Below are 23,311 nucleotides of genomic sequence, written 5' to 3' on the forward strand. Positions count from 1 at the left end.
GTAACATCCGCCTTTTTTATTGAAATAAATTCATGATTTTCAAAAACAAGCTTTATACGTCTTTAATCGGATATTGTTGCTTTTTATCTGATAAGTTTCTATGAAAAAAATATCCACCATACCTTTACAAGACCATAACATTAGTAGGTTAAGTTTATGGTAGATTTGGGGCAAAAAAGGTGGAAGAATTTCCACCTTTTTTATTTTTCTTTTTTTGAGAGAATAGATGAAAGAAAATAGAACAAAGATTATATAGACGAAATATGTACAGATAAAAAAAAAGACGAGCACAGTGCTCGTCTTTTTTCTTTATTCTTTACTCTATTTTCTTATTTGTCTAAAGCAAATCTTCTAGCAACTTCTGTCCAGTTAATTACACTGAAGAAAGCTTCAATATAATCTGGTCTTCTGTTTTGGTAGTTTAAGTAGTAAGCGTGCTCCCAAACATCCATTCCTAAGATTGGAGTTCCACCGTGACCAGCAACTTCTGGCATTAATGGATTATCTTGATTTGGAGTACCTACAACTTCTAATTTTCCTCCTTTTTGAACTGTTAACCAAGCCCATCCAGAACCAAATTGTGTTGCGCCAGCTTTAGCAAATTTTGCTTTAAATTCTTCGAAAGATCCGAAAGAAGCTTCAATTGCAGCCAATAAATCTCCTGTTGGCAAACCTCCTCCGTTTGGAGACATTACAGTCCAGAACAAGTTGTGGTTGTAGAAACCTCCACCATTGTTACGAACTGCAGCGTTAGATTTATCTAAATTGATTAAGATATTTTCGATTGTTTTTCCCTCTAAATCTGTTCCAGCGATTGCTGCGTTAAGATTTGTAGTATATGCATTGTGATGCTTTGTATGGTGGATTTCCATTGTACGCGCATCAATATGTGGTTCTAATGCATCGTATGCATATGGTAATTGTGGTAATTCAAAAGCCATGGTATTATGATTTTTATGGTTTATAAATAATTTATCCCAAATTTAGACATTTAACTTTGGAATTGAAAATACTATTTCGTTATAATTGAATTTAATTAACTGATAATTTACATTTTTATCACATAAACACCTGAAAATCTTTATTTTCCATTAAAAGTTGTCATAGTGTTTTCTAGACCTGCTGTTCCAAAAGTTCTAATTATTTCGGCAGAGGTTTCTAAACGTTCTGGCAGTTTTGCTTCTTCTTCAGCATTCCATTCTCCTAAAACATAATCCACCTGCTGTCCTTTTTTGAATTGATCACTGATCCCGAATCTAAAACGAGTATAATTTTGTGTATTTAAAACCAAATTGATGTTTTTAAGTCCGTTATGGCCTCCATCACTTCCTTTTGGCTTGATTCTAATTGTTCCGAATGACAGGTTTAAATCGTCTGTAATGACCAAAATATTCTCTAGCGGAATATTCTCTTTATCCATCCAATATTTTACCGCTTTACCGCTTAAATTCATGTAAGTGTTTGGCTTTAAAAGAAAAAAGGTTCTTCCTTTAAATTTGTATTCTGCCATTGAACCTAATTTTACGGTTTCGAATGAAAGACTTTCTTTTTTAGCTAAAAAATCAAGCACTTTAAATCCGATATTATGTCTCGTGTTTACGTATTCAGCTCCGATATTTCCTAATCCTACGATTAAATATTTTTTACTCACGTTTTTTATATTGTTTTTTTGGTGTTCGTGAACCTCCAGTTTCATAATGTCTTCTGCGTTCTCTTCTTTTGGTATTGATGAAAACAGTTTTGTTATCCATTTTATCATTAGGCAAAAATAGGACTAATTATTTTTAACCGCAAAGAGCGCGAAGGATTTACGCTAAGAAATAGTTTCTATCGAGATGTGCAAAGAACACAAAAAGAGTTCTCTCGCAGGTTAGTTGATCATACCGATTTATCTTGATTCCTTATTTCGTGTTGTTAGGCTGAGCGAAGTCGAAGCCTAACAAGAAACTCGACAATCTAAATTCCATACTTTGCGCGGACTTCGACTTCTCTCAGCCTGACAACGATGAAAAAAACTTAGTCTCTCAGCATCTTAGAAACTTAGAATCTTCAAAAAAAAAGCCCCAATCGTAAGATTGAGGCTTTTTGTATTGAGTGAAAAAAATTATTTTTTCTTTCCTTTTGCAGGAGCTTTTGCAGCTTTTGCAGCTTCTTGAGCAGCTTTCATAGCAGCACGAGAAATTCTCACTTGACAAACAACTGTGTTGTCTGGGTGCATAATTTTGTACTCTGGTTTTCCAACTTTAGTAACATATAATTTGTTACCCATTTCAAGTGGAGTGATGTCAGCTTCAACGAAATCAGGAAGATTTGCTGGTAAAGCTTTAACTTTTAATTTACGTTGGTTCAAACGTAAAACACCTCCCGCAAGAACACCTTTAGATGTACCAACGATTTTCACAGGAACTTCCATTGTGATTTCTTTATCATCAAATAATTGGAAGAAGTCAATGTGTAAAATTTTGTCAGTAACTGGGTGAACTTGGATATCTTGCAAAATTGCATTGAATGATTTTCCTTTTCCAAGCTCAATCACAACTGTGTGTGCATTTGGAGTGTAAACCAAGTTTTTGAACGCTGCAGCGTCTGCTGAGAAGTGTACTGCTTGATTTCCTCCGTATAACACGCAAGGAACCGCTCCAGCATTACGTAAGGCTTTAGTTGACACTTTGCCCACGCTTTCTCTTTCTGATCCTTTAATTGTAATCGATTTCATTGTAAAAAAATATAGTTATTAAATAAATATTCTTGTTTTCTGCAAGCTTTGAGCAATATGCTTTAGGCTTTTTTATGCAAAGTAAATAAGCTTGCGACTTACTGCTTTTACATAATGAATTTTCCACTGATGGAATTGTTGTGGTGAACCATCTGCATAACCTCTGCAAATAAAGGCGCGCAACTTACCACTTTTATTTTCTTTGATTCTCTCTTTAACGGAATAGAATCTGTTACGATTAATTCTGTTAGTTTCGAATTTTCAATTTTCTCATACGCACCGCCAGATAAAATAGCGTGTGTACAAATTGCTCTTACACTTAGCGCTCCTTTTTCGATCATTAGGTCGGCAGCTTTCGCTAATGTTCCTCCCGTATCGATCATGTCGTCTACTAAGATTACGTTACGTCCTTTTACTTCACCAATAAGTTCCATAGTGTCGATAACGTTGGCTGCTTTTCTTTGTTTGTAACAGATAACTACATCTGATGCTAAAAACTTAGAATAAGCATATGCTCTTTTTGAACCTCCCATATCTGGAGATGCAATTGTTAGATTTTCTAAATTTAAACTTTCTACGTATGGTAAAAAGATTGTAGATGCAAATAAATGATCTACTGGTTTTTCAAAGAATCCTTGAATTTGGTCTGCATGCAGATCCATTGTCATGATTCTTGTTGCTCCTGCAGCAGTTAATAGGTTTGCTACTAACTTTGCTCCAATCGGAACTCTTGGTTTGTCTTTTCTATCTTGTCTTGCCCAACCAAAATAAGGCATAACTGCTGTAATGTGTCTTGCTGATGCGCGTTTTGCAGCATCAATCATTAACAACAATTCCATCAGATTATCTGCACTTGGAAAAGTCGAACAAACGATAAATACTCGCAACCCTCTTATTGACTCTTCGTAAGACGGCTGAAATTCTCCGTCACTATACGTTGACATCGTTACTTTTCCTAACGGAATCCCGTAGTCTTTTGCAATTTTTTCTGCAAGATAAACACTTTGTGAACAAGCAAAAATTTTAGCTTCTGGTTCTAGGTGCGACATTGTAATGTGTTGTTTTATTCCGTTACGTTTAAAAAATTCTACTTTATACCTGGATAAAGCGGAAGCGTATAAATGTCTCGGATGTAGTTAGTTGTGTGTGCTTCGTTTTAACGAGCTGCAAATTTATAAAATTTATTGAACACTGAAAGCAAAAATTTAAGTATTTTTAGTAGTTCGTTTAAAATTATTTTTTACATTTGCACCGTGTTAAAGGAATGACGCCATTTATGACTTCATTCTATTGCGTTAAAATAATTGATTTATCATTTATTTTTTCGTCTGCTAAGCCCGGATGGCGGAATTGGTAGACGCGCTGGTCTCAAACACCTGTGGGAAACCGTGCCGGTTCGACTCCGGCTCCGGGTACTTAAAAACCTCTTCTTAACGGAAGAGGTTTTTTTATTACCTTATTTCAAAACAACACTCCTGTGTCTAATCCTTTGGTTTATGGATATGAGGTTTTAAAATTGGATGTTTTGGTTGATTTCGAGGAGCGACCCTTCTTCTTTCATCTGGTGTCCCGTCTGGTGTTTTAGGTTTTGGGCCTGGTTTAATTGCTTGAATTGCTTCCATAATTTAATTGTTTTAAAGTTAAAAAATCTTTCGTCGAGATTTAATAAATCTCTAAAGCAAATAACCCGAATAGTCCCTTTAGAATATTACGGAAAACCATATTGATTTTTATTTTTTAAACAACTTTACAACTCGCCTCATGCAAAACAGGAAAATTGCATGAATTAGCAATAAAACATAGTTGGTTTGCTTTTTTATGAAGTTCTAAAGCCAATTCTATTTTATATGAGTTTCCAATCGTAACATTTGGATTCAATCTAACTTCTGTAAAACTCCCGCTTCCATCTTGATTTACTTCTAAAGTTGCTTCAGCATTATCTGAATATTCTAAAACTTCTATTCCGTTTTGGGAGCAGACATATAAGTATGACATCATGTGACAAGAAACTAAACTGCTCAATAATAAATCTTCTGGATTATATAATACTGGATCGCCTTTGAAGGCTTTTGCGGCTGAAATATCTAAAACGGGTTTTCCTTCAATTTGAATTTGATGGTTTTTGGTGTAAATTTTTGAAGTTGTATTTTCTGAACTTTTGTTTGAAATCCAACTTAACGATGCTTTAAATAGATGTTTATATGCCATTTTTTTACTTTTTTACCATTGCAGAATATGCCTTAGTATGTTTTACCTCTTTAAACTAAAATGCCCCTTAAAGATTCTTCCGTCTTCTAGTTGAATTGAATACCAATAATCTGCTGAAGGCATTTGCTGTCCTAAATATGTTCCGTCCCAACCTTCTCCTATTGGATTAATTTGTTTTATAAATTTACCATAGCGATCAAAAATTTGTACACTAGTCTTTGAGGTGAATATAGGATTTATTCCTTTTAAATTCCATGTATCATTATACCCGTCTTGATTGGGAGTAAAATAATTAGGAATTCCTAAAATTGCAACTTCTTGTGCAACAACACCGCAACCATTTAAGTCTTTAACAAAAACATTGTGTATTCCTGCAGGCACATTTGTAAATATATTGCTTGTTTGATAATCACCATTTTTATCATCCAAAGAAAAAACATAATCGCCAGCACCAGTAGCCAAAACTGTTATCGCATTATCTGAAGACATATCGACAACTTCTATTTCTAATGTTGCTTTATCAGATGCATTTACTGTAATGGTTCTTGTTGCAGAACACCCTTCGTTATCAAGCACTTCTACTTTATAAATTCCTTTTTTATTTACAGTCAAATCATAATTGTTTTCTCTTTCAATTAAATTACCATTAAATGTCCAGCTATAGCTATAATTTCCTTTTTGAGTTTCATCTAATAAACCTGCATTGATAATTTTTGTAAAAGTTGGCAGATCACTGCACACCAGCTCCTCTCCTTCTAATTTAATAACCGGTTTTGGTCGTACAATAAACGGAATAATTGTACTGGCAATACAAGAAGAATTTAAAGGATTGCTAACTTCAACCTTTATATTTTGAGAAGAAGTAATAAAAGGGTTGGGCAACGGACTCGGCAATTCAATATTATTACCATCTGAATATTTTACAATCATTCCGGTTTGTCCTCCAAGAATTGTATTTTGAAAATCAGAAGTGTCAAACGCGTATTTTCCGTCTTGCAGAGCTGGATCTACTTCATCATCACAAACAGTAGTTAAGGATGCGTCAATAGAAAAAGCTTGAGGCAAGTCATCAACGATAAACTTCAAAGTACTTGCAAAAGAACAAGATGGTAAATTATTATTGCTAACAACAACACTTATTGTTTGTGTCGATGTTATAAAAGGATTTGGCAACGGACTTGATAACTCATTATTATTTTGATCAAAATACGAAACTGTAACATTGTTCAAACCATTCAATAAATTGTTTTCAATTGCTGATGTATCAAAGGCATATAATCCGTCATGATCATCGTCACAATGAATTTGTTCCATTGGTTGTATTAATGGAATTGGTTCAATCGTAAGGGTAATGCAATTTTCTAACCCTAAACAGTCATTACTTAATTTATTATCTACACGTACATAAATATCTTGAGTATTTGGAGATCCTGTATTTCTATAATTTGAGATGTCTAAAATATTATTTTTCTCTGCAAGTGCATCCGATAAATTTGTATAAAACGTAATATCTAACTGCTGTCCCGCTGGAAATATATTTTGAATTTGATTGGTTACGTCACTAAAATCAAAAGATGCAATTCCGTCTGTATTTGTACCTAAAATTGCATCATCACATTGCACAAAGCTTTTTCTAAAAGATTTTGGTATTTGAGTTGTAGATACAATAAGATTTAATTGTGCGGTTCTGTAACATCCATTTTTATTGGTTACACGAACAAATACTCTGTCGACACTAGCAACCTGATTAATATAATTTGTTGTATTCAAAATAGGATTAGTACTATTTTGTGCATCTTGGGCAGTTTTAAAAAAAGAAATATCTTCATTGTTTAAATTGGAAGTTATTTTACTGATGGATTCTTCTAAATTAAAAGCACTAAAACCATCAATATTATCATCACATTGCTTTAAATCAATTGCATTATTGATATCTGGCAAAACCAAAACTTCAATTTTGAATGAAGTAACCGCTACACAATTGGGATTATCTTTATTAACCAATTTGACAAAAATAGTTTCTTTTAAGTTTGTGTTTTGATAATTTTCTGGAGTAAGAATAGGCTGTGTTAAGGTTTCATCTTTATAATAGGATAAGAGAAATTGCATCGCTGACTGCCCGTTTAAAATTGCCGTAGCTCTTTGAGTCAAATCAAAAATAACTTTACCATCATTGTCACTTCCAAAACTTGAATTATCGCATGAAACTAAATCCTGAATTGCTGTGGATAAATTAGGAAATGGCGTGTCAAATACATCAATTTTAAAAGTTGTGATGCTTTTACATTCTGTATTGTTTTTATTTGAAACTTCGGCAGTTATAGTTTCCTCCTGATAAGAAACCGAATTAATGTAATTTTCAGGTGAATCAATTATTTTATTATTAGAAAAATAATTTACTATAAACAAATCAGAATCTTGTCCATTTAATATAGCTTTGTTCTGCGTAGTTAAGTCAAAAGAATACAACCCATCATTATCGTTGTCGCAAACTAATACGTTTTGAGGTTGGGTTGCTACAGGTATTTCTGAAATATGAACCTCTTTTTTCCTTTTGAGGTTTTTTCCAAGTGCACTTGTAGCAGATACAGAGACAATATATTTTCCTGCTGAAGTATACGTATGAGAAGGATTTTTATCTGTGCTTGTAGTCCCATCACCAAAATCCCAAACTATAGACACAAGATTTTGACTGCCTGTTAATGAAAACGAGGTGTTTTCTCCCAAACAATTATTCTTTGTTTTTATTGAAAAATCAAGTACTGACCTTACAAACTGTGGGAGATCTGCATTAGTTTCTCCAAAGATATTAAGAGCCGTTGGATTATAATTGCAACTTGGCCCCACATTATCAGGGTCATTAATAACACCCAAGGCATAAGAATTGGTAAATGAAAGATATATTTTGCCATCGGGAGCATATTGCAAAGACCCCATAGAACCGTAAAATCCCATATTGTGACCGCTACCTATAATTTTTTCAGTAGACTGAATATTTGAAGCCGTTAAATCGTATTGAATTAATTGATTTTTATATATATCTGATCTGGTTGTATATAAAACATCTCCTGAAGGAGAAAATTCAACTCCATAACAGTCATAATGATTATTTATAATCTGTGGATTAGATATTAATCCGTTATTGACATCAAAGTCAAATAAAGTTGTTCCTGCACCATAGGCTGCCATTGCAATTTTTGATCCATCTGGTGAAAACTTTAAATATCCTGAAAAAAACAAACCTCCATCATTTGCAGATTTAGAGCTACTTACTATTGGATTAGTGATAATTCCCGCAGAAGTAATACTGTAAACATAAAATTTGTCATCAATTTCATTATGGAGAATAAACCAGTAATCGATATCATTTGGTTTTTTTATAGCCGCTATATTTCTGCAAGTACCAGTTGCAATTGGTACATTTTTATTGACAGTCACATCTCCTAATCCGCCATTTAAATTCATATCTACTTCTGTGTATTTTGTAGACGAATTCATGTTTATATCTAATCCAGGACTTGTTATTATATAATAAATATTATTTGATCCTGGTTTGGGAATTATAATTGTTGATTGGCCTATTACATAACTGCCTCCTAAATTGCTTCCGTTTGACATTTTATTATGAAGCTTGTCCCAAACAACCACTCCGTTAGTATAAAATAACAATTCTCCGTTTGCATTAGAAATACTCGAACATCCGCCATCTGCATACATTTGGCTGTCTTTTAAAGAAACTGGTGATACACCATTAAAATCAACCCCTGACAAATCTCCAAAATACCAAATGTTTGCCTCTCCTTGTGCATAACAACCTAACGAAAAAAAGAAAATTACGGATAATATTTTTAGCATAAATGATACAATAATTCGCGTAAAAATAAACATTTACACTAAAGAATATCAAATAATAATTCCTATTAAGATCTTCATTTTTTCTTAAAATTAGAACTAAACAATTCTTTTGAACAGAAACCTTAAAAATAGTTTTTGTTTTATAATTTTCTGATAGATTTAAAAACCGTTGCTATAAAATTTATTCCAGTAAATTATCTTTTTAATGAAAAATGCCCTGAAAAAATAGTCTTATTATCAAAATTAGCTCTAAACCAATAATCATCTGTCGGCATTTCTGCTCCATTGTAGAATCCGTCCCAACCTAGATCATTTGCAAAAAGTTCTTTCAATAATCTGCCATATCTGTCAAATATAGATATTTTTGAATTTGGGTATTTTTTACTACTTGCTATCTGCCAAAGATCATTATGGCCATCGCTATTTGGTGTGAAAAATTTAGGATAATCAATTACTGTAACTTCTTTAGTGTCTTCACCGCAACCCTCTTTATCTCTCAGATAAGAAATATAAGTTCCGCCCTGAACATTAGAAAAATAATTACTATCCTGATAGTTTATTCCGTCTATAGAATATTCTAGATTCCCTTCGAATGTTGGGATAATTTCAATAAAATTGTTATCTGACAATTCCTTGTATCTTACTTCTTTAATAGTTGGAAGAGTCGATCGTATCAATTCAAACTCAAATTTGTTTTCACAATAAATATCGTTTTGAATTTTTCCAACCACAAGAGTATACTTTCCTGCATTTACCAAATCTGCTTCGTTAGTATTTGAAATAACATTATCCTCGCCAAATTTCCAGCTGTAACTATCTAAATTATTCTCAACATTTACATGTAAAGAAGTCTCTAGATTACATAGAAAATATGTTTTTTCGACCTTTACAGTAGGCAATTCGTTCACCAATAAATCAAAATTTGTTTCAGAATTGCAAAGGCTATTGGTTTGGTTTTCTACTTTTACTTTTATTGTTTGGGATTTTGACTGTGTATTTCGAAATAAGGCTGGAAATGGGCTTGCCAATTGGTTTCCGTTATTATCAAAATACATTACTTTAAGCCCTGATTGATTTCCTATAATTTCTTTTTCTATGCCGGACATATCAAAAGTGGCAAAACCATTTCCTTCATCGCAGGCATATTTATTGGATGGTTTATTAATTTGAGGTTGCGAAGTTGTTTTTAAAACTAATGTCGTTTCCTTATAACAATTGGTTAAAATATTAGTTACTCTAACAGTTATTATTTCTTGATTTTTAGTTGTATTTGTATAAGGATTAGGCAACGGACTTGCTAATGGATTTCCATTATTATCAAAATAAGAAACTTTCATTCCTTGTTGATTTCCTAAAACGGTTAATTCAACATTTGAAGTGTCAAAATATTCCGAAATTCCATCATTGTTATCATCACAGCCTATTAATTCTTGTAAAGAATTTGCAGCAGGAACCGGACTTACTATTAATTTAAATGTCGATTCATTATAACAATTCGTATTCGTATTGACAACCTTGACAGTAATTTTTTCTTCTTTGGCTATTAGATTCGCAACTGCATTTAATGACCCTTGTATCTTCTGCCCGTTTTGATGATAAAATTCAGCTTTTAAGTCAGCAGAAGTTTCTAAAATTGTCTCTATTGGTTTTAAATCAAATTGAGCAAAACCATTTCCATTATCACAAACAACCAAATCTGAAATTGGAGATAAATTTGGCAATTGATTTACAATTAAATCAAATGTAGTTTCAGAATAGCAACAAGGATTGTCATCGTGACTTACCCTAACAGTAATCGTTTCTCTATCTTTAACTGTATTTGCGAATGGGTTTGGCAATGTTTCATACTTATTGCCTTTGCTGTCTATGAAAGTAACTATTTTTTCAGTTTGAGTTCCCAAAACCTGCTGCGTAACTGTTGAAGTATCAAAAGAGGTAGAAAATCCTGTGTTTAAACTATTTTCACAAGCGTAAATATTATTGATTCCATATGCTTTAGGCGGTTCTTTCACATCAATTGTTTCCGATAAATTTTCAACAGTTCCATCTTTGCCAGTAACCTTGGCGGTAATAGTATATTTTCCATCGGCCGAAAAATCATGAAAGGGAGATAAATCTGTAGAAACATTATTTGCTCCTGAATCTGGATCTCCGAAATCCCATATAATTGAAGCAATTTTTGACTGATCACTAACACTAAATTCTTTTAAGAATTCAGAACATATATTCGAAATGTTCATTTCAAAAACATTATTTTTAACCTTATTTACATTTCCTGTCACGTTGATATAAAAATTGGCTTGCGGTTTTCCAAAATCAGCAGTCGAAACATAGCCATTTCCAAGATCAGGATATCCTACTAGTGTTGTACAACCTCGTTGCCATGACACGCCCTCACTTTGTGTTGTACCCGCTATAAAGGCAACTCCATCTCCATAAACAATTCCTTTATGAACTTCTACCAGAATTTTTTTTACACCAGCTGGAATTTTGATTGGTTTATCAAAATCTACTTGTATAATCTGAGAGTTCTCATCAATACTCGGCCGCAGCTCTTCATATTGACTGCTTCCTATTAATTTTTTTTCAGAGAAAGAACATGGGAAATTATCATCAATTTCATAGATATTAAAACTAATTTCAGCTAGCCAACCTGTTTTGTTAATTCCAACTTGCCCCGAATTAATTATAAATTCCTCATTATTTGATATACCAAAATCTTTTAAGTTAAAAGTTCTTGCCCAATAAATATATGCCGATGTACATGAATGTATACCAGTATCTATTAATTCGTCATTGAGGTTATGTGAGATTCTAGTGATTGGTCCTAAACTTTTTGTATCAAATACTTCGCCCGTCACATTGATATAAAAATTTGCATCTGGAACAGGAATAGTCAAATCTGTAGTACGCGATAGTCCATGATTTAAGTCACAGCCTAAATACCACGATTCTCCATTGTCTTGTGCAGTACCCGCAATAAAGACTTCTCCCGACTTTGGATTATAAATATCTTTTATCTTATGCACTGTGACCATTATTCTTTTAGTTCCAGCCGGAACAACTATTGGTTCATCAAAATCAAACTGGAAAATTTCTGGAGCACCATTAATAACTCTCGTTGGATTAAAACTACGGCTTCCAAGCACCGTTCTTGGAAATGAAGAATAAAAGAAAACAGGAAAATTGTCGTCGATACTATAGACAGTAAAATATAAATTTGAACCTTCATCAGATTTACTAATTCCAATTTGTCCCGATCTAATAACAAATTGTTCGTTTGGTTTTATACCAAAATCTGATAATGTAAATAATTTCGACCAGGCTTCATCTCTATCGCAAGTATACATACTAGTCTTAACAAGTGTTGTTCCAACATTATGAGTCAATGTTATCTGCGCATTTATGCATTGAAAAAACAGAAAAAATAAAAACGAAATTGCTGTATTAAATTTGTTTTTTTGATTTATAGTTATTCTCATTTAAGTAATTTTTGGCCTCTCTTTTAAATTTTTAGGTTTGATTATTAACTCCAAATATAAGAATCAAATGACAGAAATAGGGTTGAAAAAATATTTCTTTGAAACTAAATAATCTTCAAAACAAAAAACCCCGAAAGTCAGACACTTTCGAGGTTTTTAGAGAATTACTAAACTAATTAACAGATTCTAAAACTATTTTTTTACCGAGAATTTAAAAGTAGTTTTAGTTTTATAATTTTCTCCAGGGTTTAGAACCGTTGTTGGAAAATTTTTCTGGTTTGGAGAATCTGGATAATGTTCTGTTTCTAAACATAATCCTGTTCTATGTGCAAAAGTTCCTCCGTTTGGCATTGGCAACGTTCCGTCAAGGAAATTTCCAGAATAGAACTGAATTCCAGGCTCGTCTGTTGTCATTTCCATAACTCTTCCGCTTGCTGCGTGATATACTTTTGCAATTATTGTTTTTCCTTTTTCAGGGTTATTCAACACCCAGCAGTGATCATAACCTTTTCCTTTTTGTAATTGATCATTTTTAGCATTAATGTCTTTTCCAATTAATTTTGGCGTTCTGAAATCGAAAGGCGTACCAGCAACATCTTCTAATTTTCCTGTCGGAATCAAATCTGCATCAACTGGAACTAATTTATCTGCATTTAATGTCAATTCGTGATCTAAGATTGTCTTGGTGAAATCTCCAGATAAATTGAAATATGAATGCTGCGTTAAGTTAACAACCGTTTTTTTGTCTGTTGTTGCTTCGTATAAAACTTCTAACTGATTGTCATTTGTCAATGTATAAGTCACAAAAACCTTTAAGTTTCCAGGATAACCTTCTTCCATATCTTTACTTAAGTAAGACAATTTTAAAGATGCTGTTTCACCAGATTTAACCTCATCAGCTTTCCAAACCACATTAAAAAATCCTTGCGGACCACCGTGTAAAGCATTTGGCGCATTGTTAATTGCCAATTGATAATCTTTTCCGTCTAATGAAAATTTACCTTTTGCAATTCGGTTTCCGTATCTTCCAATTAAAGCTCCAAAAAATGGATTTTCTTTTTCGTATTGCGCTAGAGAACTGAATCCGATTACTACATTTTCAGAAACACCTGCTTTATTAGGCACTTTCAAATCTGTAATTCTTCCGCCAAAAGTGATGATGTCTACTTCCATCCCATTTTGGTTTTTCAGTTTATAGCTTTCTACTTTTTCGCCTTTAGCAGTAGTTCCGTATTCCGATTTGTCAATTGTAACTAAAGCTTTTGCATCGGTTTCAGCTTTTTCTGTATTAGCTTTTTTATCGCCTTTACACTGAACTGAAACTATAGCAATACCAAGCATGCTTAATATGAAAAGAGAGCGTTTTAATACATTCATAAATTGTAGTTTTTTGGTTTGTAAAAGTTAGATGTTAGATATAAAATGTCAGATGTGAAATTTAATCATTTTATAAATGTAAAAATCACCTTTTTCTTTTTTTTTCACATTTAACATCTAACAAATTACGTTTTACTGTCTTATAGTCCGTGTTGGAATAAATGGAAATATGCTTCATTAGCATTGATTTTATCTTTAAACTCTCTTACGGTTGTTTTTTCATCAATTACCAATAATTCGATTCCAGCAATATCTGCAAAATCTTCCATATATTCTGTTGTAATCGATTGGCTGTAAACCGTGTGGTGAGCTCCTCCAGCTAAAATCCAAGCTGTTGCTGCAACTTCTAAATTTGGCTTACAATCCCATAAAACTCTAGCAACAGGAAGTTTTGGTAATTCTGCCATTGGTTTAACAGCTTCAACTTCGTTTACAATTAAACGGAAACGAGTTCCCATATCAACCAAAGAAACATTGATGGCGTCTCCTGCAGGAGAATTAAACACCAAACGAGCTGGATCTTCTTTCCCGCCAATTCCTAATGGATGCACTTCGCAAGAAGGTTTTCCGTCAGCGATTGATGGACAGATTTCCAACATGTGAGAACCCAAAACGTATGATTTTTGTGGTGTAAAATGGTACGTGTAATCTTCCATGAAAGAAGTTCCGCCTTCTAAACCAATACACATTACTTTTAAAGCTCTAACCATTGCAGCAGTTTTCCAGTCTCCTTCTCCACCAAAACCATAACCATCGGCCATTAATCTTTGTGTTGCAATTCCTGGCAATTGTTTCCAAACTCCAAGGTTTTCAAATGTATCTGTGAAAGCTCCAAATCCTCCTTCTTCAAGGAAAGCTCTTAATCCTAATTCGATTTTCGCAGCTTCAACTAACGAACTTCTTTGTGCTCCGCCTTCTTTTAAAGAATCAGTTAAGTTATAAGAAGACTCATAAACTGCTAATAAATCGTTTAATTGTTTGTCTGTTACTTTTTCAATATGTTTTGTAACGTCTGAAGAATCGTATCCGTTTACAGACATTCCAAAACGAATTTGCGCCTCAACTTTATCACCTTCTGTAACGGCAACTTCACGCATATTGTCTCCAATACGAGCTACTTTTAGGTTTTGAAGTTCATCCCATCCCAGGACAACTCTTGACCAGATTCCTAATTGTTTCTGAACTCTTTGATCTTCCCAATGTCCAACTACAACTTTACGTTTTTTACGTAATCTAGACATGATGAAACCAAATTCACGATCTCCGTGAGCTGATTGGTTCAAGTTCATAAAATCCATATCAATGCTTCCCCAAGGAATTTCAGCATTATATTGCGTATGCAAGTGACATAATGGTTTTTTAAGGATATTTAATCCGCCAATCCACATTTTTGCTGGAGAGAAAGTATGCATCCAAGCAATAATTCCGATACAATTTTTCTCAGAATTCGCTGCCAAACAAACATCTAAAATTTGCGAAGGAGATTTTACCACATCTTTGTAAACCACTTTTACTGGAATTGAAGATGAAGCATCTAATCCTTTTGCCATTATTTGAGAATGTTCTGCTACTTTTCTAAGTGTTTCTTCACCGTATAATTCTTGGCTTCCTACTACAAACCATACTTCTTTTTGAGAAATGTCTATCATTTTGTTATTTTTTGTTTCAAGTTTCAGGTTTCACGTTATTGGAATCTGAAAACTCGATTTGTTATATTATTGTTTCTGTTTTGTTTGTTTCACATTCCAAATTTTACGTCCCAACAACTTGAAACAAAAAAACCTGAAACCTGAAACAAAACCTTTACTGTCCGTAGTACGAATCTTTTCCGTGTTTACGGTTGTAATGTTTCTTAATTAATGAATCTTTTAATCTTGGTGCATTTGGGTTTATTTGTAAAGTCAGGTACGCCATTTCTGCGACAACTTCTAAGACTTTACTGTTGTAAACCGCTTTTGCAGCATTTTTTCCCCATGCAAACGGGCCGTGATTTCCAATTAAAATCATTTCTACTTCTTCATAAGAAAGATTTTTTTCTTTGAAACAATCCAAAATCTGAATTCCGGTATTGTGCTCGTAGTTTCCTTCAATTAAATGATCTGCCATCGGGGGCGCACACGGAATATCAGCTGTTAAATGATCCGCATGTGTTGTTCCGAAAATTGGAATATCTTGCTGCGATTGTGCCCAAGCCACAGAATATGTTGCGTGAGTATGTGCAACGCCACCAATATTTGGCCAATTTTTATATAAATAAGCGTGTGTTTTTGTGTCAGATGACGGACGCATTGTGCCTTCGATAACATTATTATCAAAATCGACAATTACGATATCTTCAGGTTTTAAATCTTCGTAAGGAACACCGCTTGGCTTAATGGCAAAAACACCATTTTTTCTATCCACAGCGCTTACATTTCCGAAAGTATATACCACCAAATTCAATGCATTTAACTGCATATTGGCTTCGTAACATTCTTGTTTTAAATCTTTATAAAGAGAACTCATTTTGAGAAATTTTAATAGTTGGATCTGCAAAAGCACTTAATTTTTCGTATCCTAAAAGCAATTTATGATACGCTTCAACCTTGTCTGTCTGAGGGAAATATTCTCCGTCAAAATCGCTTCCAATTTTTTGGCTTGCTTCTATTATATTTGGATAAATTCCAGCTGCAACAGCTGCGTAAATTGCTGCACCTAAAGCAGGAGTTTGGTCTGAAGCTGCAACTTTAATTGGTTTGTTTAAAACGTTAGCCAAAGTCTGCATAATGAAAGGCGATTTACGAGCAACACCGCCAATTCCGATAACGCTGTCAATTTTCACTCCTTCTTCTTCGAAACGATCTACAATTTTCTTCGCTCCAAAACAGATTGCGTTTACTAAAGCTTTAAAAATATGAGGCGCTTTTGTTCCTAAAGAAAGGTTTGAAATGGCACTTTTTACTTCTTGATTTGCATCTGGAGTTCGTCTTCCGTTAATCCAGTCTAAAGCAATTGGAAGACTTTCTGAAACTGGTATTTTCTCTGCTTCTTTCGTCAATTCAACAATTAATTTATCACTGAATTCTTCTCTTAACTGCTCTTTTTGAGCATCATTTAAAACAGAAGATGTTCCTAATAAATGTTCCGTAGGCCACATTAAAAGTTCTTTGTACCAAGCCAATAAATCACCAAAAGCAGATTGTCCTGCTTCAAGACCAATAAATCCTGGAATTACAGATCCATCAACTTGTCCACAAATTCCTCTAACTGTTTTTGTTCCAACCTCATCATAAGAACCAACAAGAATATCACAAGTTGAAGTTCCCATAACACGAACTAAAGTATTCTCTTCGATTTTAGCTCCAACTGCTCCAGAATGTGCATCGAAAGTTCCAACAGCTACAACTGTTTCTGTAGAAAGTCCTAGACGATCTGCCCATTCTTGGCTTAATTTTCCAGCAACTAAGTCTGACGTATAAGTTTCATCATATAAATTGCCACGTAAAGTCGCTAAATATGGATGCAGTTTTTCTAAGAATTCAACTGGCGGTAATCCGTTCCAGTCTGCGTGCCACATTGCTTTATGTCCTGCTGCACAACGGCTTCTTTTGAAGGTTTTTAAATCTTTATCTTCAATCAATAAATACGTCATTAAATCGCAGTGTTCCATCCAAGTGTGTGCTGCATTTCTAACCGCTTCGTCTTGTCTTGCGATATGAAGGATTTTTGCCCAAAACCATTCAGAAGAATAAATTCCTCCAACGTATTTTGTTACGTCTTCTCCACCCCAGCTTACTGCCAGTTCGTTAATTTCGTTTGCTTCATTTATAGAAGTATGATCTTTCCATAAAACCATCATGGCATTTGGATTTTCTTCAAAACCTTTTGTCAATGCTAATGGCGTTCCGTCTTTTGTAACTGGAACTGGAGAAGATCCTGTTGTATCAATACAAATTCCGCGAACCAATGCCGGATCAACATTACTTTCTTTTACAACATTTTGAATTGTAATTTCCAATCCTTCGATATGATCCAAAGGATGCTGACGAAATTGGTTTATAGAAGCGTCACAATATTGCTTGTTTTTCCATCTTTTGTAATGAGAAACATTCGATGCCAACTCCTGCCCATTTTCTGTGTCAATAAGCACCGCACGAACAGAATCTGTTCCGTAGTCCAATCCTATTACATAATTTTTCATTCGTATTTTATTTTAAAATATTGACAAATATAATTATTAAAATTTTATAAGTGTACAAAAAACACTTAATAAAATTCTGCTTCGTAATTTTTACAAAAAATGCATCAAAACAAAGATTTAAGCCTAAAACAGAAAATAAATGTCAATGTTACATTTATAATGTTGCGATTATTTCATCTTAATCTTCAAGATGGTCACAGAATAAGCTGGAAAATTGTACTAAACTTTGCTTCCATTTACTTTAAACTGACTTACTTTCGGACTAATTTTCGTCATTATTATTTGACGTTTTTAGTTAAATTCGAATATTGGTGTATCGTTTTTATCAAATTTTAATTTCATCATTCTTGCATGACGATTAGGATCATACAGCGGATCTGCAATAATTTCTTTCAACGGTCTTTTATCTGTCGCAGGTACAACTTTTGGATCGCCAACAGCTTTTTCGTAATCTCTTGCATGATAAATTACTAATGGCTCTCCGTTTTCATCTACTGTAAATGAGTTATGTCCTGGTCCATAAATTTTCTTTGCTTCGTTGGTTTTTAATACTGGATATCTGGATTTTTTCCAAGAATTTCTATCTAGTAAATCAGCGTTTTCATCTGCTTCCATCATTCCCATACTATAACAAGAACCAGTAGCACTTGCTGAAAAAGTAATGTAAATTTTCCCTTTGTGTTTAAGAACTGCAGGACCTTCATTTACCCAAAAACCTATGCGTTCCCAATCATAATCTGGAGTCGTTAGCATAAATTGAACTGTTTTTAGTTTTACGGGCGATTCCATTTCGGCCAAATACAAATTAGAAGCTGCGAACTGTCCGCCTGTTTTTTCTGCCCAACAGAAATAGCGTTTATTTTTATGCTCAAATACAGTCCCGTCCAGAGAAAAATCGGTAAAACTTTTTGGATCTGCATCAGCCGCCTGCATTTGTCCAAGTTCAATCCACTTATCATGTAAAGGATCCTGACCTGTACACTCCAAAACATACGGTCTTAATTTCCAAATATCATTTTCTTCGCTTGCTGCAAAATACACGTACCATTTTCCATCTAAATAATGAATTTCAGGAGCCCAAACATGACGGCTCATTGGTCCGCTTTTATGTTTTTCCCAGACTCTAAAGGTTTCAGCATTTTGAAGTTCATCAATAGACTTGGCACGTCTTAACTCTATAGCATCGTAGGTTGGTATCGATCCTGTAAAATAGTAATACCCATCTGTATGCTTATAGATAAAAGGATCTGCTCTTTGCAAAACAATAGGTTTATTAGTTAAGGTTGTTTTTGTAGTAGCCGCTTCTTTTTTAGACAACTCTTTTTCTGCTTTTTTATCTGTACAGGAAGAAACACTTACAAAAACAATGGCTGAAAGTGCCCAATTTTTTAATATGTTTGTTTGCATGTTATACTGGTTTGTTTGTATTTAATTTATTGGTAAGGAATTAATTCAGTCTTTAAAATCAATCCACACTTTCATTTTCCCAACTCCGCGATTTGACCAAGAATAATAGGGAATGGCTTCGAATTTTGAATTTTCGATCACATTTACACCTTGCAGTAAATTCGCTTCTTTTCTCACTTTAAAAGTATCTGAAGAAGAAATATCTATTTTATCAAAGTTGTTTTTATTGTCGATTTCTTCAACAGCATAAACTAGCGGACCATATTCTAAAGACACTTTGTTTTTGTTTGTTTCAACTTTAGAATTCGTTTCAACTTCTTGAACTTCCATCGGGAAATTAAGAGCGATTTTGTCTCCTTTTTTCCAATTTCTGGTCACATTGAAATAGCCATTTTCAGGCTGAATTGCCAATACTTCTCCATTTACAGTAATAGTTGGTTTTTGAGTAGAAGCTTTTTTATACGTATATAAATCTCCTGGTAAAACTTCATTTCTTGCCCAACCTGGAACTCTAAGTTTAATCGTGAATTTGCTTTCTTTTTTAGGATTAACTGAGATTCCAACTTTTCCATTCCAAGGATAAGAAGTCTGTTGCGAAATCTGTAAATCTGTTTTTCCTAATGTGAAAGAAGCATTGTTTGAAGCATATAAATTCACATACAAATCGTTTTTTGTTTTCGAATAAATCAATCCTGGAATTGATGGAATAAAACGAATTAAATTTGTCGGACAGCAAGAACAATCAAACCAACCTTGACGTGTACAAGAACCTCTGTTTGATTTATAAACACCATCTGCTTCTAAGGCATTTGGATAGAAAAATTGTTTTCCGTCAAGCGAAATACCCGAAATTAATCCGTTGTACATGGTTCTTTCGATGACATCAAAATACTCTGATTTTCCGTATAAATTATGTAATCTGTGATTCCAATACACATCACCAATTGCTGCACAAGTTTCATTGTAAGCCGTTAGATTTGGCAATTCGTAATTAGCTCCAAAAGCTTCTCCATCATGTCTCGATCCGATTCCGCCTGTGATGTACATTTTTTTGTTCACCATATTATTCCATATCGTATTTACAGCATTTTCATAGGCTTTATCCTTAGTCAGTGCCACAATATCGGTCATTCCTGCATACATATAAACGGCACGAACGGCATGTCCTACGGCTTCTTTTTGTTCTATAACCGGCATGTGATCCTGAGCATATTCTCCGTATAATTTATGATTATTAGGATTTCCGCGATTGTCCAAATAGTATTTTGCCAATTTCAGATAATCTTCTTTTCCTGTAATTTGATATAATTTCAATAACCCAGTTTCTACAATCTGATGTCCTGGAACTCCTTTTACCTGTCCTGGATTATCGCCAAAAGTTCTTACCAACATATCGGCAGCTTTTATGGCAATGTCTAGGAAATTGGTTTTTCCTGTTGCTTCGTAATGCACGATAGCAGCTTCAATTAAATGTCCAGGATTATACAATTCGTGGCTAATCTGTAAAGATTCCCAACGTTTTCCTTCAATTACAGGAACCCAAGGTGCTGGCGGTTTTGCAGGATTTATAGTTCTCCAAGTTGTAATATATCCATCTGGCTCTTGACCAATTTTTACAATGGCAATCATAGAATCCAAAACTCTTTCCAATTTCGGATTTGGTGCGCTAATTAAAGTATTCGACGCTCCTTCAATAATTTTGTAAACATCGGTATCATCAAAAGGCATATCTCCTCTTGTTGTTCCTGTCTTTTGTTTTCCGGCAATTAAAAAGTTTTCAAAACGACCTTCTTCGTCACATTTTTTAATAGCGTATTCTATCGTTACTTCCTGTACTCTTTTAATAATTGGAAGCCAGAAAGAATCTGTCAGTTTTACATTTTGAATGTTAACTGGTTCGATTTCGTAACCTGCTTTTAAGGCCGATGTTTTATTCTGCACCACATTGTTTTTGGTCTCTTTACAGGAAACCAAAACTAGTAGTGACATGAAAATCGTTAAAATTGGTAAGTTGTATTTCATCATTACTTTTGTATTCTATTTTAAAACAGGCCATAAATCGGCGTCCCATTGCATTTCTCGAATTACTAATCTTGGCGTTCCTTTGGTTTTCTTTTCATAAGCATGGTAAAACATATAATCTTTTCCGTCAAAAGTATAAGCGCTGTTATGTCCTACTCCAAAATAGTTTTCGTCGCCTTGAACTACTAAACTTCCTCCGCCTTGATTGAGTTGTTTTCCTTCTTTATCCAAATAAGGTCCCGTTACATTTTTAGATCTTCCAACAACGACTTTATAAGTGCTTTTTTCTCCGCGACAGCATAAATCCCAAGAAAGAAATTGATAATAATAACCGTTTTTCTTAAAGATAAAAGGAGCTTCTAGCGCGCCATCTCCTGGGTCTGAATCTGCTAATTCGAAAGTTCTTTTGCGTTTTGCAATTGTATGCCATTCTTGAGGCTGAGCAATTGATTTTAAATCGGGATTTAATTTTACCAATTTCAATCCTTCCCAAAAAGAACCAAATGAAAGCCAAGGCGTATTGTTTTCATCAAAAACCAAATTGGGATCAATGGCATTCCACATATCTCTGTTTGGCTGTGATTGAATTACAATTCCCTGATCGACCCATTTGTAGTTTTTATCTTTTGGATCTAAAGTCGTATTAGTGGCAACACCAATTGCTGATGTATTTTTAGCAAAAGCAGAAACAGAATAATACAAATAATAGGTGTTGTTGTGAAATGAAATATCCGGCGCCCAAATATGATTTTTAAAATCAGCCGCAACGCCATCTGCCCAAATTGGTTTTTCGGCAAAAACCTGTGGTTCTTTATTCCATTTTTTCAAATCTTTTGAACTGAAAACACTGATTCCGTTTCCTGTACAGTACAAATAATAAGTGCCTTTTTGCTTGATAACAACAGGATCATGCACGACAATTTCCTGCGCCATAACCACAGAAAATGTGAACATTAGAAAAGCCGAAATTGTATATTTTATGTTTTTGTAAACCATATAAGTTATATAAGAAATTTAAGTTTTTGGTTAACTGAAAACTGCGACTGTCTTCGACTTCGCTCAGACTGACAACCTATTGAATTCCTTCAGATGTCATTACGACGCGTTTCATCGTTCCATCTTTATTATAAAATAATTTATCGACACAAACCGATCTTCTAAAACTTCCTCCATTTGGTTTTGATGCTCCGTTGTGATAAATGAAATACGATTGTCCTTTAAAATCAATAATTGATTGATGATTCGTATTACTGTTTCCCGCTAATTCATTCAAAATCCCTTTAAATTCCCAAGGCCCTGTAATTGATTTGCTCATGGCGTAGGCAATTTTCTCTGGAAACTCATAAGCGTATGACAAGTAATACCAATCTTTGTGTTTATGAATCCACGGTGCTTCGGTAAAATTTGGCAGTTTTATGTGATGAATTTCGCCTTCTATTTCCGTCATGTTTTCTTTTAATTTAGCATAATGACAGGCGGTATTTCCCCAAAATAAATAGGCTTGTCCATCTGTATCGATAAAAACTGTCGGATCGATATCGTCCCAGCTTATATCGCTAAATTTGGTCATATCGTTGGTAATTAATGCTTTTCCTAATGCATCTTTAAAAGGTCCAAGCGGATTATCTGCCACAGCAACTCCAATTGATTTCCCTGGAACAGTACCATGTTCAACTGTTACATACCAATAAAATTTTCCGTTTCTTTCTATTACCTGAGAAGCCCATGCGTCACTTTTCGCCCATTTAAAATCTGTTACTTTCAATGGAACCGGATGCGATTCCCATTTTTTCATATCAGAAGAAGAATACACCAGCCATTCATTCATTTTATAAAAATTAAAATCGTTTGGTGCTTCATCATGGCCTGCATACAAATACACTTTGTCTTTGTAAACCAATGCTGCAGGATCTCCAGTATATTTATCTGTAATAATAGGATTGTTGAATTTTACCGATTGTGCAGTTCCTGCAATCGATAAAAACAAAATGGACAGGCTTGTAAATAGGTTTTTCATTGTTACTTTATTTTTTTGCCACAGATTTCACAGATTAAATGGATTTA

General features: G+C 34.0%; 16 protein-coding genes and 1 tRNA gene. 1 reads left to right on the plus strand and 16 read right to left on the minus strand.

Annotated features, from left to right (window positions below; translation table 11 throughout):
• Positions 1-329: 329 nt before the first annotated feature.
• The 4 genes from JC605_RS03920 to JC605_RS03935 all read right to left on the minus strand — a co-directional run bounded on the left by JC605_RS03920 (position 330) and on the right by JC605_RS03935 (position 3,765).
• Positions 330-941, minus strand: a complete 612-nt coding sequence (locus JC605_RS03920) for a superoxide dismutase (protein ID WP_091490394.1) — start codon at positions 939-941, stop codon at positions 330-332.
• A 140-nt stretch (positions 942-1,081) separates the two neighbouring features.
• The gene (pth, locus tag JC605_RS03925; protein WP_198854963.1) at positions 1,082-1,759 is read right to left on the minus strand and encodes an aminoacyl-tRNA hydrolase; all 678 of its coding nucleotides are present in this window, start codon (positions 1,757-1,759) and stop codon (positions 1,082-1,084) included.
• 345 nt (positions 1,760-2,104) lie between these two features.
• Complete coding sequence (locus tag JC605_RS03930) at positions 2,105-2,716, minus strand: 50S ribosomal protein L25/general stress protein Ctc (protein ID WP_026727205.1); 612 nt, start codon at positions 2,714-2,716, stop codon at positions 2,105-2,107.
• A 107-nt stretch (positions 2,717-2,823) separates the two neighbouring features.
• The gene (locus JC605_RS03935) at positions 2,824-3,765 is read right to left on the minus strand and encodes a ribose-phosphate pyrophosphokinase (protein ID WP_198854964.1); all 942 of its coding nucleotides are present in this window, start codon (positions 3,763-3,765) and stop codon (positions 2,824-2,826) included.
• A 286-nt stretch (positions 3,766-4,051) separates the two neighbouring features.
• On the opposite strand from JC605_RS03935, the gene JC605_RS03940 reads away from it, so the two are divergent.
• Positions 4,052-4,131: transfer RNA gene (locus JC605_RS03940), tRNA-Leu, on the plus strand.
• A 66-nt stretch (positions 4,132-4,197) separates the two neighbouring features.
• On the opposite strand, the gene JC605_RS03945 is transcribed toward JC605_RS03940, so the two are convergent.
• The 12 genes from JC605_RS03945 to JC605_RS04000 form a co-directional block, all read right to left on the minus strand.
• Entirely contained in the window at positions 4,198-4,338 is a 141-nt protein-coding gene (locus tag JC605_RS03945) for a hypothetical protein (protein ID WP_198854965.1), read from the minus strand.
• Positions 4,339-4,453: 115 nt separating this feature from the next.
• Positions 4,454-4,924 (minus strand): OsmC family protein, encoded by a 471-nt coding sequence (locus tag JC605_RS03950; protein WP_198854966.1) that lies wholly within the window; start codon positions 4,922-4,924, stop codon positions 4,454-4,456.
• A 42-nt stretch (positions 4,925-4,966) separates the two neighbouring features.
• Positions 4,967-8,779 (minus strand): T9SS type B sorting domain-containing protein, encoded by a 3,813-nt coding sequence (locus JC605_RS03955; RefSeq protein WP_198854967.1) that lies wholly within the window; start codon positions 8,777-8,779, stop codon positions 4,967-4,969.
• Positions 8,780-8,973: 194 nt separating this feature from the next.
• Positions 8,974-12,261 carry a T9SS type B sorting domain-containing protein gene (locus JC605_RS03960; protein WP_198854968.1) on the minus strand — a complete coding sequence of 1,096 codons (3,288 nt, stop codon included), beginning with the start codon at positions 12,259-12,261 and terminating at the stop codon, positions 8,974-8,976.
• 192 nt (positions 12,262-12,453) lie between these two features.
• On the minus strand, positions 12,454-13,638 hold the full coding sequence (locus JC605_RS03965; RefSeq protein ID WP_198854969.1) for an aldose epimerase family protein: 1,185 nt from the start codon (positions 13,636-13,638) through the stop codon (positions 12,454-12,456).
• Positions 13,639-13,778: 140 nt separating this feature from the next.
• Positions 13,779-15,287 carry an L-arabinose isomerase gene (gene araA / locus JC605_RS03970; RefSeq protein WP_198854970.1) on the minus strand — a complete coding sequence of 503 codons (1,509 nt, stop codon included), beginning with the start codon at positions 15,285-15,287 and terminating at the stop codon, positions 13,779-13,781.
• Positions 15,288-15,441: 154 nt separating this feature from the next.
• Positions 15,442-16,143, minus strand: coding sequence for an L-ribulose-5-phosphate 4-epimerase (locus tag JC605_RS03975; RefSeq protein ID WP_144216206.1), 702 nt, complete (start codon positions 16,141-16,143; stop codon positions 15,442-15,444).
• Positions 16,127-17,818, minus strand: a complete 1,692-nt coding sequence (locus JC605_RS03980) for a ribulokinase (RefSeq protein WP_198854971.1) — start codon at positions 17,816-17,818, stop codon at positions 16,127-16,129. The genes JC605_RS03975 and JC605_RS03980 overlap by 17 nt, the downstream gene beginning before the upstream one ends.
• A gap of 291 nt (positions 17,819-18,109) precedes the next feature.
• The gene (locus JC605_RS03985; protein ID WP_198854972.1) at positions 18,110-19,225 is read right to left on the minus strand and encodes a family 43 glycosylhydrolase; all 1,116 of its coding nucleotides are present in this window, start codon (positions 19,223-19,225) and stop codon (positions 18,110-18,112) included.
• Positions 19,226-19,270: 45 nt separating this feature from the next.
• The gene (locus JC605_RS03990; protein ID WP_233074023.1) at positions 19,271-21,250 is read right to left on the minus strand and encodes a glycoside hydrolase family 127 protein; all 1,980 of its coding nucleotides are present in this window, start codon (positions 21,248-21,250) and stop codon (positions 19,271-19,273) included.
• 12 nt (positions 21,251-21,262) lie between these two features.
• Entirely contained in the window at positions 21,263-22,243 is a 981-nt protein-coding gene (locus tag JC605_RS03995) for an arabinan endo-1,5-alpha-L-arabinosidase (RefSeq protein WP_233074024.1), read from the minus strand.
• Between the two features lie 76 nt (positions 22,244-22,319).
• Positions 22,320-23,264, minus strand: a complete 945-nt coding sequence (locus tag JC605_RS04000) for a glycoside hydrolase family 43 protein (RefSeq protein WP_198854973.1) — start codon at positions 23,262-23,264, stop codon at positions 22,320-22,322.
• Positions 23,265-23,311: the final 47 nt, after the last annotated feature.

The organism is Flavobacterium sp. IB48, assembly GCF_016405855.1.
Taxonomy (GTDB): Bacteria; Bacteroidota; Bacteroidia; order Flavobacteriales; family Flavobacteriaceae; genus Flavobacterium; species Flavobacterium ginsengisoli.

Bases quoted from the DNA above. Each gene is read 5' to 3' on its own strand.
- JC605_RS03920 (WP_091490394.1), bottom strand. From the start codon at position 941: ATGGCTTTTGAATTACCACAATTACCATATGCATACGATGCATTAGAA.
- pth (WP_198854963.1), bottom strand. From the start codon at position 1,759: ATGATAAAATGGATAACAAAACTGTTTTCATCAATACCAAAAGAAGAG.
- JC605_RS03930 (WP_026727205.1), bottom strand. From the start codon at position 2,716: ATGAAATCGATTACAATTAAAGGATCAGAAAGAGAAAGCGTGGGCAAA.
- JC605_RS03935 (WP_198854964.1), bottom strand. From the start codon at position 3,765: ATGTCGCACCTAGAACCAGAAGCTAAAATTTTTGCTTGTTCACAAAGT.
- JC605_RS03945 (WP_198854965.1), bottom strand. From the start codon at position 4,338: ATGGAAGCAATTCAAGCAATTAAACCAGGCCCAAAACCTAAAACACCA.
- JC605_RS03950 (WP_198854966.1), bottom strand. From the start codon at position 4,924: ATGGCATATAAACATCTATTTAAAGCATCGTTAAGTTGGATTTCAAAC.
- JC605_RS03955 (WP_198854967.1), bottom strand. From the start codon at position 8,779: ATGCTAAAAATATTATCCGTAATTTTCTTTTTTTCGTTAGGTTGTTAT.
- JC605_RS03960 (WP_198854968.1), bottom strand. From the start codon at position 12,261: ATGAGAATAACTATAAATCAAAAAAACAAATTTAATACAGCAATTTCG.
- JC605_RS03965 (WP_198854969.1), bottom strand. From the start codon at position 13,638: ATGAATGTATTAAAACGCTCTCTTTTCATATTAAGCATGCTTGGTATT.
- araA (WP_198854970.1), bottom strand. From the start codon at position 15,287: ATGATAGACATTTCTCAAAAAGAAGTATGGTTTGTAGTAGGAAGCCAA.
- JC605_RS03975 (WP_144216206.1), bottom strand. From the start codon at position 16,143: ATGAGTTCTCTTTATAAAGATTTAAAACAAGAATGTTACGAAGCCAAT.
- JC605_RS03980 (WP_198854971.1), bottom strand. From the start codon at position 17,818: ATGAAAAATTATGTAATAGGATTGGACTACGGAACAGATTCTGTTCGT.
- JC605_RS03985 (WP_198854972.1), bottom strand. From the start codon at position 19,225: ATGCAAACAAACATATTAAAAAATTGGGCACTTTCAGCCATTGTTTTT.
- JC605_RS03990 (WP_233074023.1), bottom strand. From the start codon at position 21,250: ATGATGAAATACAACTTACCAATTTTAACGATTTTCATGTCACTACTA.
- JC605_RS03995 (WP_233074024.1), bottom strand. From the start codon at position 22,243: ATGGTTTACAAAAACATAAAATATACAATTTCGGCTTTTCTAATGTTC.
- JC605_RS04000 (WP_198854973.1), bottom strand. From the start codon at position 23,264: ATGAAAAACCTATTTACAAGCCTGTCCATTTTGTTTTTATCGATTGCA.